Annotated in this window: 13 protein-coding genes; 3 read left to right on the top strand and 10 right to left on the bottom strand. The window is 39.7% G+C overall.

Annotated elements, in window-relative coordinates; genetic code table 11:
* Window positions 1-67 precede the first annotated feature (67 nt).
* The 3 genes from A3Q33_RS00730 (at window position 68) to tnpC (ending at window position 2,327) form a co-directional block, all read left to right on the top strand.
* Window positions 68-379 carry a hypothetical protein gene (locus A3Q33_RS00730; RefSeq protein WP_081177983.1) on the top strand — a complete coding sequence of 104 codons (312 nt, stop codon included), beginning with the start codon at window positions 68-70 and terminating at the stop codon, window positions 377-379.
* On the top strand, window positions 376-726 hold the full coding sequence (gene tnpB, locus A3Q33_RS00725) for an IS66 family insertion sequence element accessory protein TnpB (protein WP_081177981.1): 351 nt from the start codon (window positions 376-378) through the stop codon (window positions 724-726). Before A3Q33_RS00730 ends, tnpB begins: the two co-directional genes overlap by 4 nt.
* A gap of 86 nt (window positions 727-812) precedes the next feature.
* The gene (gene tnpC / locus A3Q33_RS00720; RefSeq protein WP_081177979.1) at window positions 813-2,327 is read left to right on the top strand and encodes an IS66 family transposase; all 1,515 of its coding nucleotides are present in this window, start codon (window positions 813-815) and stop codon (window positions 2,325-2,327) included.
* Window positions 2,328-2,958: 631 nt separating this feature from the next.
* Here the strand turns inward: tnpC and pgi are convergent.
* The 10 genes from pgi to A3Q33_RS00670 all read right to left on the bottom strand — a co-directional run bounded on the left by pgi (window position 2,959) and on the right by A3Q33_RS00670 (window position 14,530).
* Window positions 2,959-4,599 (bottom strand): glucose-6-phosphate isomerase, encoded by a 1,641-nt coding sequence (gene pgi, locus A3Q33_RS00715; RefSeq protein WP_081177977.1) that lies wholly within the window; start codon window positions 4,597-4,599, stop codon window positions 2,959-2,961.
* A 114-nt stretch (window positions 4,600-4,713) separates the two neighbouring features.
* Window positions 4,714-5,661: a carbohydrate kinase family protein gene (locus A3Q33_RS00710; protein ID WP_081177975.1), complete on the bottom strand. Its 948-nt coding sequence runs from the start codon at window positions 5,659-5,661 to the stop codon at window positions 4,714-4,716.
* An 84-nt stretch (window positions 5,662-5,745) separates the two neighbouring features.
* The gene (locus tag A3Q33_RS00705; protein WP_081177973.1) at window positions 5,746-6,705 is read right to left on the bottom strand and encodes a sugar-binding transcriptional regulator; all 960 of its coding nucleotides are present in this window, start codon (window positions 6,703-6,705) and stop codon (window positions 5,746-5,748) included.
* 3 nt (window positions 6,706-6,708) lie between these two features.
* Window positions 6,709-7,419 carry an HAD family hydrolase gene (locus A3Q33_RS00700; protein WP_081177971.1) on the bottom strand — a complete coding sequence of 237 codons (711 nt, stop codon included), beginning with the start codon at window positions 7,417-7,419 and terminating at the stop codon, window positions 6,709-6,711.
* A gap of 22 nt (window positions 7,420-7,441) precedes the next feature.
* Entirely contained in the window at window positions 7,442-8,908 is a 1,467-nt protein-coding gene (locus tag A3Q33_RS00695) for a mannitol dehydrogenase family protein (protein ID WP_081177969.1), read from the bottom strand.
* A gap of 26 nt (window positions 8,909-8,934) precedes the next feature.
* On the bottom strand, window positions 8,935-9,972 hold the full coding sequence (locus tag A3Q33_RS00690) for an ABC transporter ATP-binding protein (RefSeq protein WP_081177967.1): 1,038 nt from the start codon (window positions 9,970-9,972) through the stop codon (window positions 8,935-8,937).
* 11 nt (window positions 9,973-9,983) lie between these two features.
* On the bottom strand, window positions 9,984-10,814 hold the full coding sequence (locus tag A3Q33_RS00685; RefSeq protein WP_081177965.1) for a carbohydrate ABC transporter permease: 831 nt from the start codon (window positions 10,812-10,814) through the stop codon (window positions 9,984-9,986).
* A gap of 3 nt (window positions 10,815-10,817) precedes the next feature.
* Window positions 10,818-11,690, bottom strand: a complete 873-nt coding sequence (locus A3Q33_RS00680) for a carbohydrate ABC transporter permease (RefSeq protein ID WP_081177963.1) — start codon at window positions 11,688-11,690, stop codon at window positions 10,818-10,820.
* Between the two features lie 67 nt (window positions 11,691-11,757).
* Window positions 11,758-13,065: an ABC transporter substrate-binding protein gene (locus A3Q33_RS00675; protein WP_081177961.1), complete on the bottom strand. Its 1,308-nt coding sequence runs from the start codon at window positions 13,063-13,065 to the stop codon at window positions 11,758-11,760.
* Window positions 13,066-13,228: 163 nt separating this feature from the next.
* Window positions 13,229-14,530, bottom strand: a complete 1,302-nt coding sequence (locus tag A3Q33_RS00670; protein WP_155866822.1) for a hypothetical protein — start codon at window positions 14,528-14,530, stop codon at window positions 13,229-13,231.
* Between the last annotated feature and the right edge of the window lie 38 nt (window positions 14,531-14,568).

Genomic DNA, 14,568 nt, shown 5'->3' with positions numbered 1-14,568 from the left:
CCAATAGCACATTATATTTAGTCGCTTTTCACCTTACAGTTGTTTCAATTTAATTTTGGAGTAACTTATGACACACAAAGTATTTAATGATTGCCAGTACCCCGTTGATAAAACAAACACCTTTGGTTTAGCTAAACCGCCATGTAATCGCTTGACTTACTTACATCAGGCATCCCTTTGTACGCACAGCGAAATGGACCTCACACAACGTGATGAAGGCAGCGTCATCCAAGGCCACATTATTTCCCTTCACACGATACAGCTGATAAATCAGCTCATGCAAAACATAAAACTCATCATGCCACTTGCTGATTTACCGCTACTTTGTAGTACATCACAGGCCATTATGGATAAGTTACTTAGCGGGTTATCCCAATGAAAATGTTTGTTGATGTGCCAGAGGTCTATCTTTATCGTAACGTCGTTGATTTTAGAAAATCTATCAATGGCTTAGTCATGATTGTTGAACAACAAATGCAAGTATCACCGCTAACCGGCAGCGTCTTTGTGTTTTGCAATAAAGGGCGAGATAAACTTAAGGTGTTGTATTGGGATAAAACCGGTTTTGCTTTGTGGTATAAACGGCTTGAAAAAGACAAGTTTAAATGGCCCAATAAACTTACTTCAACATCACTTGATTTATCTGAGCAGCAATTGCATTGGCTGTTTAACGGCTTTGATGTGCTGGGACATCAAGCTATTCGTTATGACACGGTTGCCTTATAACATGTGATCATAAGCAGCATTTATTGATCACGAAATAATCTTAATAAAGCCAACAAGTTAGTGTGATTTATTGATAAAATAAGTCCATGAATGATGACGCGCAATCCTTACCCAATAACATTGAACAGCTCAAAGCGATGCTGTTGGCTGAGCGTAAGCAATCAGCTAACCAGGCCGCGAGATTGCAGTTTCTGGAGGAGCAGTTCCGCCTTGCTCAACAGCAACGCTTTGGTGTGCGAAGTGAAGGTCATCCTGCACAAGGTGATTTGTTTAATGAAGTCGAAGTCGTCCTTGATGAGGTTTTAGCAACGGTTGAGTCAACCCCTGCAGTTGTTAAGAAAAAACCGGTGAGACAAAAGCTCCCTAAAACGCTTGAGCGTGAAATTATAATTCATGATTTAAGCGACACAGAAAAGACCTGTGACTGCTGTGGTGAGTCATTGCATCCTATGGGTGAATCGCGCAGTGAGAAGCTTGAGTTTATTCCGGCAAAAGTTAAAGTGATTGAGCATGTACGACTCAAATACAGTTGTCGAACATGTGAAAAAGAAGGTGTTAGCACGCACGTTAAAAGTGCACGTGTCCCTCTCAGCCCAATACCTAAAGGGTTTGCAACGCCGTCATTGTTAAGTCAAATCATCACCAGTAAATATCAATATGCATTGCCGCTTTATCGCCAAGAAAGCTTGTTTAAGCAATACGGTATTGCATTAAGCCGGCAGACGATGAGCGAGTGGATGATGAAATGCAGCGAACTATTTAAGCCGCTTTATGAACAGTTAAAGAAAACGCTCTTACAGCAATATGTTATTCAAGCGGATGAAACCACGCTTAACGTGATTAATGAAGATAAAGCTAAGTGCTATATGTGGCTCTACTGCACGGGCAGTGATACGCCTGTGCACAGTGATGTGCCTAATATTGTGCTTTTTGATTATCAATCTAGTCGTGCGGGGCAATGTCCGGTTGATTATCTCAATGGATATACGGGCTATTTGCAAGTGGATGGCTATGCGGGTTATGAAAAAACGCAAGCAACCCTCGCGGGGTGTTGGGCACACGCGCGTCGAAAATTTAAAGAAGCAGACATCGCACAACCAAAAGGAAAAACAGGTAAGGCGAATATGGCGCTGAGCCATATTCAAAAGCTGTATCGATTAGAAACACAAATAAAAGATAAAACGGCGCAGGAAAAGTATCAACAGCGCCAGGAAAAAGCTAAGCCTATACTCGTACAGTTTTATCAATGGTTAGAAAAAGCCAACGTGCCACCCAAAACAGCCTTAGGTAAGGCTATTCAATACTGTAAAAATCAACGCCATAAACTCAGTCGTTATATTGAAAATGGTGAGCTAAGTATCGACAATAACCGTGCAGAGCGTGCCGTGAAACCGTTTGTGATTGGTCGAAAAAACTGGTTATTCTCAAACACCGCGAATGGCGCAAACACCAGTGCGATGCTTTACTCGATGATAGAAACAGCAAAAGCGAATGATTTAGTCCCGTTTGATTATCTCATGCATTGCCTTGAGCAATTAACCAACTCAACACTCGACATTAACGCATTATTACCTTGGAACGTAAAACTTAATAAAGTGTAGAGAAAGTTTGTGGGGGAAAACAGAGGAAATCATCCATGATCAACACTCCCTGTTTTATTCGTCCTTGTAGTGGCTCCATGCCACCGCACTTCATCCTGAAGTATCCATAACCCAGCATCCTGCTTGGTGTTGTTGCCAACACCAACAATACTAGAAGAATATAAATATAATGCAAACCTGAGTACGATTTAAATTCAAGGTGTTCATTAGCCGACGCTCACACTTTACCCATTAAAAATGGGTCGCTAATTAATCAACTTGTTATAAATACCCTGTAATAAATACCCTATAAGGCAGTAGAGTATGTAGTAGCGGCCTATTAGCATTGAAAGCAATGAGTTTATTGGAGGTTTAGAGCATATCACCAAAGGTAGATTATTGTTTTAAATTGGTATAACCCATCATCTTGAGAAGGTAGTACATATCAACAATAATGTCTTTGTCGTTACTTAGCTCTTGACGGAAAAATGCCGACCGACCAAAACAAGGCTACTTTTATTTTGAATGGACTCAATAATAGATTAACTATTTAGTGTATTAAGTGAGATTTTATCGCGTTATGAAGAGTAAAATTAGCCCCTGTAAATAAATTAGCTACAGGGGCTAAAGTTTTAGATTACTTATTATTTCTTTAACTTATGGTGCGTCTTTTACGACAAATATCGATCAAGCCTTTGGTTGAACCGTCCATATCTAAAGGCATATCTATATTAGTAAGCTTACTGAATATTTCATTGCCGAGTGCTTTACCTAATTCTACACCCCATTGGTCAAATGAGTTTATTTGCCAGATTACGCCTTGCACAAATACTTTATGCTCATACAATGCAATAAGACTGCCTAAAGCTTTAGGTGTTAATTTTGGCATTAATAAGGTGTTACTGGGTTTATTACCTTTCATGACTTTATGAGATGACAAATAACTTATTTCATCGGTACTACATTTTGCTTTAGTCATGGCGGCAATAACTTGTTCTTTAGATTGACCTTCCATTAACGCTTGGCTTTGGCCTAAACAGTTAGCAATTAGCATGTCATGATGATCTGAAATATCTACATGCGGGTTAAGCGGTAGAATAAAGTCGACTGGTATTGGGGTCTTACTTTGATGGATTAACTGATGAAATGAATGTTGTCCATTAGTACCTTCACTACCCCAAATAATAGGGCCGGTATCATAGTTAGTTTCTTGGTTATCTAAATTCACCGATTTACCGTTACTTTCCATATCAAGTTGCTGTATGTAAGCCGGCAAACCACGTAAATAATGATAATAGGGCAGCAATACTTGTGACTGAGCACCGTGGAAGTTTCTATACCAAACGCCAAGCAATGCCATAATTACCGGCATATTTTCTTCAAATGGTGTTTGTCTAAAATGCTCGTCCATTTCATAAGCGCCATTTAAAAACGCTAAGTAATTTTCATAGCCAATACCCATAGCAAGCGGTAAACCAATAGCAGACCAAATAGAGTAACGACCACCGACCCAATCCCACATAGGGAAGATGTTTTTCTCACTAATACCAAAGCTTTTCGCCGCTTCAATATTACTAGAAACACAGGCAAAGTTGTGCTGAATGTCAGCGACATCGGCTTGTTTCAAGAACCATTCTTTAGCCGACTCAGTGTTTCTAAGGGTTTCTTGCGTGGTTAATGTTTTTGATGAGGTGATCACTAAAGTCGTTTCAGGGTCTAAACCTGACAACACGTCATGAATATGACAACCATCAACATTGGCAACGTAATGTACATTCAAGTGCTTTTGACGGTAAGGCTTTAAAGCTTCAGACATTATTTTAGGCCCTAAAAATGAGCCACCAATGCCAATAGCGACAATATCTGTAAAAGCCTTGCCGCTATAACCTTTTGTAACACCTGAAGAAACGTCATTCACAAACACTTTTATTTTCTCTAAAGTGCTTTTGACCAATGGCATAATGTTTTCACCATCAACATAGACGGGCTCATCAGAAAAATTACGCAGGGCGGTATGTAGAACGGGGCGGTTTTCAGTGGTGTTAATTGGCGCCCCTGAAAACATTTCTTCTATTTTGTCTTTAACACCACATTGCTGTGCTAAATCAACCAGCAATTTTTTCGTTTCAGGGACTAAATGATTTTTTGAGTAATCTAAAGTTAGCCCTGATGCTGATATGGTGAATTTTTCAAACCGCTCAGGGTCAATTCGAAACAAAGATTGTAAGTGTATTGTTTTACTGTCTAAATAATGAATTTGTAAGTTTTGCCATGCCAGTGAATTAGTTAACATGTTTAATAAGCCTTTATAATAAAATTTATGTTTGTTTCAAAAAATAGATCAGCTGCCAAAATGACTATTTGAATAAACAGCTTAATGCTGTTTATTCAAATTAGTGCTAGTAATTTAAACGCTAGCAGCCCCATCTAATTGACTTAACACTTCTGCTTGAGTCGGTGGTTGACAACCAATTTTTGATACGTTGATAGAAGCAGCTAAAGAGCCGAACTTTAAGGCATAAGCTAAGTCTGCTTTCTGAGCTGAAGGTGTTAGCGCATTATCACGAAGTAATTGAGCCAGCATTGCTGAAAAGAAGGTATCTCCAGCGCCTACAGTATCTCCCATGGGCACGGCTTGAAATACAGCTTGTTTAATATTAACGTGTTCAGTAATAAAATGAGCGCCGTTTTCACCCAAGGTCAGTACTACCATACCATCTGTCATATCCTCAAGTATAGCGCTAGCTAAATGCTCAGGATCACCGATTAAGTCTTGCAATAGTAAATCTTCATCACTGACTTTGACAATGTCGGCGTAGGTAATTAATTGTGCGATGGCCTGAACATATTTTGCGTGATTAACTTCAACGCCTTTACGGACATTAACATCAATACTAATTTTTACGCCTCTAGCTTTTAGCGTGGTCATTACCGGGATTAATACATCGATCATTTCTGGTACAAGGGCTAAAGAGCCGGTATGAAAAAGGTCTAAATCTTTCGGTAAAATGTCTAGAAGCTTTTGCGCGTTAATATCTAGATCAGCCACTGACTTACGATACAATCTGTAATCAGGATTGCCTTGCTCATTTTTATACACTAAAGCTAATGAGGTTGCTTGAAATGATCGGTTGTTAGCCGGGATACTTATCCCTTCATCAACTGCAGATTTGTATATTTCATCTCCGAATATATCATTCGAAATAGGTGACAAGTAACTACAGTCGAGCCCTTGTCTAGAAAAACTTCTTGCTACATTATATGGAGAACCACCAATAAAAGGACGATAATCGCCATTTTCCTGCTTGATCATGTCAAAAACAGCTTCACCGAAAACAGCTACTTTAAATGTCATTTTAATTCCTTACTTTACCAGTTTCTAGTGCGTTAAAAGCACTTTAATTATTAACTCGCTTAGCGTTAATAAATGCAGTTGAGTTTAATCAATGCTCAATATACGCTCAGCGGTGTATTCATTGGTGATTAAACCATTAATTAATTTCGATCTGAGGGCGCCAAGAATGGCAAAGACTTTTTCTTCACCGGCAGCAATAGCATATACCGCTTTATCAGAGTTTACTTTTAACGGGGTACTGGCGACTCGTTGGTTAACGGCGCAGTCAATTAAGTTTCCATTGATATCTAAAACCCAACTAATCAACTCACCTACAGCGCCTTTGGTCTGTAATTCTTTGAGCTCTTTAGGGGTAACAAAACCATCGATATGAAGCGGTGAATTAATCGCTAAATTACCAACACCGACAAAAGTTACATCGGCTTGTGCTGCTAACTTTAAGTTATTGGCGATATAACGTTGCGCATGCAACTGTTCTTTTTCTTCCTTACTACTAGGTAGTACAGGTAATGGCATAGGGTAATGTTTAGCGTTAATGTGTTCAGCCATACGCATAACAACATCGTATGACGAGGCCGAGCCATCAGAAGCCATGTTACCTAGTAAGGCAACTATCTGATGTTGCTCACAGTTCAATAAAGCCAATTCTTCGACACAAGCCCTTAAAACTCGACCTGTTCCCATCGCTATTACTTTTGGCTCTGTTGATTTTAAATGCAGCTCTATTTCTTTAGCTCCCGCTTGAGCAAGACCTAAGGTAGACATTGGCTCATTTTCATCACTTGGCACAACAATACAAGATTGCAGTCCAAAGCGATTTTTAACTTTTAATTGTAAGTCCATACACTTAGCTATTGGATGTTCTAACCGGACTTTAATTAAGCCTTCGCTCACCGACAAGGCGACCATGCGTTGTGCAGATTGACGAGAGACATTAAGTTTTTTAGCTATTTCTTCTTGCGTATTGCCGGCAACATAATAGAGCCAACCTGCTTTAGCTGCATCGTCTAACTTTCTTATTTCTGCATTAGATCGCTTTAACACGGTTTACCTCTCGTTATTAACTGATGAAATTAGCGAAGGAACTAGTTCAAATAACTGGTCCCAATGTACTATTGTACTAACATCATCGAGTATTTGAGTAGCAATATCTTTATTTTTCAAATGACTAGCCCCAATATACCTGATTACATGCATATTGGCCGCCTGAGCAGCACGGATACCCGCATTAGAATCTTCTATCACTAAGCAGTTATGAGGTTCAACGCCCATTTTTTTAGCTGAGTGTAAAAACAAATCTGGTGCTGGTTTGCCATTTTTTACCTCAGATGAGGTAAATACTCGGTCGTCAAAATACTGTTCAAGCTTGGTATAGTGCAACGAATGTTTTACTTTTTCGGGACTGCCACTAGTAGCAACACAGCTATTGACCTTAAGTTGGGATAATATCCGGTCAAGGTGCTCAGTTTTTTGTAACTCCGAGGCAAATACTTCTATTAATGCTGCTCGATAGCGCTGGCGGAATTCGCTCGTTAACGTAACAGCAAAGTCGGCGAAAACTTTAGCGGTAACATGCTCAAAATTATAGCCTAAGAAGTTGATCAGAAAATAATCTTCTGAAACCACCACACCGACTTCTGCAAGCATACTAAGGAGTACGCGTTGGCTTAATATTTCGCTATCTACTAATACACCATCGCAATCAAAGATGACCAAATTTATGGAGTTATGTCTGGATAAAGCCTTAGATTCAGTCATCTTTTATTTTCCTATTGTATTATTATTTTAAATATCGCTCTAGGGTAGCAAGAGTACCGATATCCCAAAGCATTTCCAACCAAAAGGTAAAGTTTTTAGTAAAGTTTTCGTCATTGCTTAGATTTCCAAATATATCATTCATTTGTAAAAATACTGACGGGTCTTCTTTAGCTAAAGTTGCTTGAGATATTAATCTTGCTGACTGTGGATCATCAAGCGTAAAATCACTCTCATCATTACCACCTTCAAAACAAAGTCGGCACCACAATGCAACTACAAGTGCGAGACCTTTACAGTCTCTATTACTTGCGATGTTTGCGGCTATAATTGGCAAAATAAATTTAGGTAAACGGTTTGACGCATCTTGGCAAAGCCTAGGCACAGTGTCGCGTACTTCAGGATTGGCGAATCTTGATTCGATTATCGAAAAATACTCGTCAAAACTAACGCCTGGTACCGGAGCAAGGGTCGGAATAACTTCTTCGCTCACTAGCTTTTTAAGGTATTGACTGATCATTGGATCAGCCATTACGTCATGTACAAAAGCAATATTTAACAGCGATGCAGGGTAGGCTATAGCAGCGTGACCGCCATTAAGAATACGTAATTTCATTAATTCAAATGGTGCAACATCTTCAACAAACTCTACACCAACGTCCTCTAAAGGAGGGCGGCCATTGACAAAGTTGTCTTCTAATACCCATTGTCTGAAAGGTTCACAGAAAACCGGGGCTTGATCTTCTACACCAAACAACGTTGTTAATCGTTCACGCTCTTGTGCTGATGTTGCTGGCGTAATGCAGTCAACCATTGAATTGGGAAACGTAACATTTTCGCTGATCCAATTTGCTAACTCAGGGTCAATTGCATTGGCCATTTCATTGACAACACGTTGCGTAACATTACCATTATGCGGAATATTGTCACAAGACATGACCGTGAACGGTTTAATGTTTTGCTCGCGGCGAAATTTAAGTGCCGCAATAATTAAACCAAATACCGTAGAAGGTGAGTCGACATTAGCAATGTCGGCTTGAATTTCTGGATGAGCCAGGTTAAAAGCACCTGTTTTGTCATCCATAAAGTAACCACCTTCAGTAATGGTTAAAGATACAATGCGAATTTCGCTTGCACAGAGTGCAGTAATTAACGTGGCTGCGTCATTTTCAATAAAATCAGTCATCGCTGCAGTTACTTGCGCGGTAAGGTTTTTATCATCTAATTCAACAACGGTTGTTAACCAGTCTTGTTGTTTAAGTTTATCGCGCATAGCGGCATCGTATGACTTGATGCCAGCACCACGAATGGCCCAATCGTGAGCAATTCCGGCGTTGAATAATTTGTGCATATACATAGCTTGATGCGCACGATGAAAATTACCCACACCGATATGAATGATACCAGGCGTTAAAGATTCTCTGCTGTAGTTAGGTTTTTTGACCTGACTTGGCAGCGTATCAAGGGTTTTATTGTTTAGTTTAATAGACATAGGTATTTGCTCTTAGTGTCCAAAGGCTAAATTGAAACAACGCTAGCGTGTTTTTTTTGTTGTTGTGGCAAAGTGACACCTTCAGCATCAAAATGAAGCATCTTGTTGTCCACGGCACTTAGAAAAACTTTGTCGCCATAAACATAAGGACAATCACCACCCGCTTTGACAGTAAAGGTACCATTGCCTTCAACATGCACATGTAAAAAGGTTTCAGAACCAAGGTGTTCAATTACACCTACTTTTCCAGCCCACATGCCTGCTTCTGTTGATATCTCAATATGCTCTGGTCTAATACCTAAGCAACAAGTTGGATCACCCGATATTGGATCAATATCCATAAAGTTCATTTTTGGTGAACCAATAAAACCCGCGACAAATTTATTAACCGGAGTGTTGTATAGCTCTAAAGGGCTGCCAACTTGCTCAATTATACCGGCATTAAATACCGCAATACGATCAGCCATTGTCATTGCTTCTACCTGATCATGCGTTACATAAACCATTGTAGTGGCTAAGGTTTTATGTAACTCAGAAATTTCTAAGCGCATATTAACGCGCAAAGACGCATCTAAATTAGATAAAGGTTCATCAAATAAAAATGCAGAAGGCTGACGTACAATGGCGCGACCAATCGCAACACGTTGGCGTTGACCACCTGATAATTGCCCAGGCTTGCGCTCTAGGTAATCAGACAAGTTTAATATTTTTGCGACATTGGCTATTTTGCTATCAATTTCTTCTTTGCTAACTTTCGCACGCTTTAATGGAAAGGCGATATTGTTACGCACAGACATATGCGGGTACAAAGCATAAGATTGAAACACCATCGCTAAACCCCTTTTCGCTGGAGGTGTAGCCGTGGCATCTTCGCCATCAATTTCAATGTTGCCGCTTGTGGTGTCTTCTAAGCCGGCAATCATTCGTAATAAAGTTGATTTACCACAACCTGATGGACCAACAAATACGATAAACTCGCCGTCTTTAATTTCTAGATCAATCGGTTTAATAACACTTACATCGCCGAAATCTTTAGTTACTTGCTTTAAATTAATACTACCCATTTTCAAATCTCCTATTTAACTGCGCCGAAACTTAATCCACGCACTAATTGTTTTTGACTAAACCAACCAAGTATTAAAATTGGCACAATGGCCATTGCTGACGCTGCAGACAACTTGGCATAAAATAAGCCTTCTGGGCTTGAATAGCTGGCTATAAATGCGGTTAACGGTGCAGCATCTGCGGCGGTTAGAATGAGAGTCCAAAAGGCTTCATTCCACGCTAAAATCACATTTAATAATAATGTTGAAGCGATACCTGGTAAGGCTATAGGTAAAAGAACATATAATATTTCCTCACCGATACTTGCCCCATCCATTCTTGACGCTTCCAGCACTTCACTTGGGATCTCTCTAAAGTAGGTATAAAGCATCCAGACCATGATAGGTAAGTTGATCAAGGTCATCACAATAACCAAACCTATTTTAGTATCGAGTAAACCAAAATTACGGAACAGCAAGTAAATTGGAATAAGCACACCTACGGGTGGCAACATTTTGGTTGAAAGCATCCACATTAATAAACTTTTAGTACGTTCAGTTTGGACAAATGCCATTGACCAAGCTGCAGGGATAGCAATTAATAGTCCTAAAATACTTGAACCTATTGAAATTACTATAGAATTCCAAAAATGGTTAAAGTACGGCGAGCGTGCCAAAACCTCTTCGTAATTCTCTAACGTCCAGTCAAACATGAATAAACTTGGGCTAGAAGATATAGCTTCAGCCTCTGTTTTAAAGCTGGTGATCAAGGTCCATAATATTGGGAAAAATATTAAGCTACTGATTGTCCAAGCTAAAAAGGTATAAATTAATTTTGATTTATGACTCTTATTTATCGACATCAGTTAATCCTCCAAGTTCTTACCAATTAATCGCATTAAGAATATTGCAACTATATTGGCGATAATAACGGCAACAATGCCACCTGCTGAACCACCACCTACATCGAATTGTAGTAATGATTGTGTGTAAATTAGATAGGTAATATTGGTTGACTCATAACCGGGTCCACCGCTGGTTGTTACTAGAATTTCAGCGAAAATAGACAATAAGAATATGGTTTCTATTAAAATTACCGCGGTAATTGCTCGGCCTAAATGAGGCATGACGATGTAATAGAACTTACTGAAAGGTCCCGCGCCATCTAAGTCTGCTGCTTCAAGTTGCTCACGGTCTAATGATTGAATTGAAGTCAGTAATATTAGTGCTGCAAAAGGTAACCATTGCCATGAAACAATGATAATAATTGACAATAATGGTATTTGAGCAAAAAAATCTATTGGGGTAACGCCAATCCAATCGGCAAAATGCGCGAATAAACCATTAACAGGGTTCATCAACATATTTTTCCACACGAGAGCCGAAACAGTCGGCATAACGAAAAACGGCGCAAGTACCATAATGCGGACATAGTTTCGTCCCCATATAGCTTGGTCGAGCAATATAGCTAAACCAATACCTCCGCCAAGGGTTATCAATAAAACACCACCAACCAGTAATATAGTATTGAAAAAAGAAGTAAGAAATGCCGGGTCAGTTAGGAAAAATTCATAGTTTAAAAAACCAATAAATTCATTATTTCCGGGCGTAAGCAAATTGTAATCTAAAAACGAAAAGTACAATGTCATGCATAACGGCACCAACATCCAAGCCAACAGTAAAACAACTGAAGGAAATAACATTAACCGAGCGAGTGTGCGTGAGTTTGTTGTCGCCATCACAGAGACCTTTTAAAAGTAAATAATTGGGTAAGCACTTGCGGCTTACCCACCAATAACCAATGAACTATTTCGGGTAACGTGCTTTTCTCATTGCACGTTCAACTAAGCGTTGAGAAGTTTCTAACGCTTCTTTCACTGTCATTGTTCCTGTTAACGCTGCAGAGAACTGTTGACCAACGGCTGTTCCTATACCTTGAAACTCTGGAATAGCAACAAACTGCACGCCTACATAAGGTACTGGTTTTACAGTTGGGTTCTTAGGGTCTGCTGATTGAATTGAATCTAAAGTAATTTGTGCAAAAGGAGCTGCAGCCATATATTTAGGGTTTTTGTAAAGTGAAGCTCTTGTTCCTGGAGGAACATTTACCCAACCTTTTTTGTCTGCTACTAATGCCGTGTACTCTTTAGAAGTTGCCCAGCTGATGAACTTCATTGCAGCATCAGATTTTTTACTACTTGCAGGTACAGCTAAAGTCCAAGCCCATAACCAGTTACCACGTTTACCTAGGTTATTATGAGGTGCTAAAGCAAAACCTACTTTGTCGGCGACAAGTGAATCTTTTTTGTTAGTAACAAATGCACCAGCAACCGTTGCATCAATCCAAATACCACATTTACCTGTTTGGAATAGTGCTAAGTTTTCATTGAAACCGTTAGCTGATGAACCTGGAGGACCCGACTCTTCCATAATATCGACATAGTATTGTAAAGTGTCATGCCATTCTTGTGTGTCAAACTGTGGTTTCCAGTTTTCATCGTACCAGCGAGCACCAAATGAGTTCGACATTGCAGTAATAAGTGCGATGTTTTCACCCCAGCCTGCTTTACCACGTAAGCAGATACCGTAAATGCCTTCTTCTTTATCTGTCATTGCTGATGCAGCTTTGCGAATAAAATCCCAAGTAGGGCTTTTCGGCATTTTAAGACCTGCTTTTTCCATCAGGTCAGTGCGGTACATTACCATAGAGCTTTCACCATAAAATGGTGCAGCAAATAGTTTATTATCAAACGTTAAACCACTGCTAATAGCCGGTAGTAAATCTGCTTTGTCGTAGTTAGCGCCTAACTTATCAAGCTCTGTTAACCAACCTTGTTTGCCCCAAATTGGCACTTCATATGTACCTATGGTCATTACATCATATTGACCACCGCGCGTAGCAACATCAGTTGTCACACGTTGGCGAAGAATATTTTCTTCTAGTGTTACCCACTTCAGTTCAATGCTCGGGTTTTTGTCCGTAAAATCACTACTCAGCTCTTTCATGGTGATCATGTCACCATTGTTAACCGTGGCGATGGTAATTGTTTCGTTAGCAACAGCAGCGCTCATAGTCATAACGCCGCAAGCTAGCATAATTAATCTGTTCATCATCTGGTATTCCCCATATTCAATATTAATGTCTCACCTAAGGGTATTAAATGAGACTGTTATTGTAATTTTGATTCATCTTAGTCTAAATAATGTAAAACTAATTTAGTGCAACTTTATACAAAGTTAGTCTATACATCTCTGAACTAAATCAGTCGTTATTCATTTAGAACTTAACTGAGATTTCTGATGTAAAACCGTCAAAACCTGTACCGATTTGGCCGCCTGAGTTAACACCTTCTTCTTGATCTACATATTCAAACTTTAACAATGTTTTGTCATTAAACCAGTAACCAGCAGCTACTTGAATACGCTCTACATTATTGTCAGTTTGAGCGATTAAATCTGAAGTGTTTTCAGCATCAGAGTAACGAGCCGCTACATAAAACTTGTTAGGTATAATGTAGTGTTGTGCTTCAATGGTATAGTACTCAACAGAAGTATCACCTTTAATTACGCTATTAGAATCAAAGGTTGTTCCGTTAGCATCAGCAACACCATTCTCGCCGAAATAGGTAATACCTGCTACAGCGTTACCCGCAGCATCTGCGAAAGTGTAATCATCAGTTGACTTACCAACCATCAAAATAACACTAGTTTCTGGGGTAGGTTGGTATGCAAGGTTTAACTGTATAATAGATTGCTCAAGACCAGGCATCGCGCCAACATGGGTATCACGTTCGCTTGAAGCACCTGCAGAGAAGTTGTAGTTTTCACCATCACCAAAACGGTAATTAGTTGTTGTTACACCAGCCATGCTTGCTACGCCGTTTTCAAAGCGTAATTGATCGCCTTGATTAGCTTGGAAATAATTTAAACCGGCTTTAAAACCACCGGCAAACTCAAGCGTACCTTGAATACGGTAGTTGAAGCCACGATCTTCTTGGAAAGCTTCGCCAAAACTTGACGTAGTAATATGACCTGCAACATTGTAGCCGCGAATAGTGCCGCTATCATAAGTTTCGCTGTAGCTTAACTGCATACCATTTTCTGCGGTCGCATAGTCAGTTATGCCGTTACCAATAAGTGCATTACCTTGGTTGTCAGCGCCATCTTGGAAACCTTTAAATTGGAAAGGGGCTGCGCCAATGTTACCTAAACGGAGTGTTAAATTCGCGTTCTCACGTGCTTGACCACTAAGGCCAAGTAATTCAAATTCTATACCTGCAAAATCTTGATGAAAGGCGAAATCTCGGTCACCGTTGTTACCAAAGTCATTTGGCTCTTCAGCAATGTCGACATCGGCTACGATATGCTCGTTAATGTGAAACTTAAGTTGTAAATTTACTCTTAAACGACCAAACCCTGATGACTGTTCTTCATCAGCAGGACGGAAAGCACCGTCTTTGGCTTGAATTGATTGGTAATTTTGCAAGGCTAAAAAGTTAACTTCTGCAAGACCGTCTAGAAATTCAGCAGATTGCACGTATGCAGGTGACGATGCCGCCATAACTGCTGCTGCAAGCATACCTAGTTTGCCAAATTTAGATGTATTTTTTTGAGATT

This window comes from Colwellia sp. PAMC 21821 (genome assembly GCF_002077175.1).
In the GTDB taxonomy this organism is placed as follows: Bacteria; Pseudomonadota; Gammaproteobacteria; order Enterobacterales; family Alteromonadaceae; genus Cognaticolwellia.
Note: the sequence above shows the minus strand (reverse complement) of the source record. Positions and strands in the feature narration are given on the sequence as shown.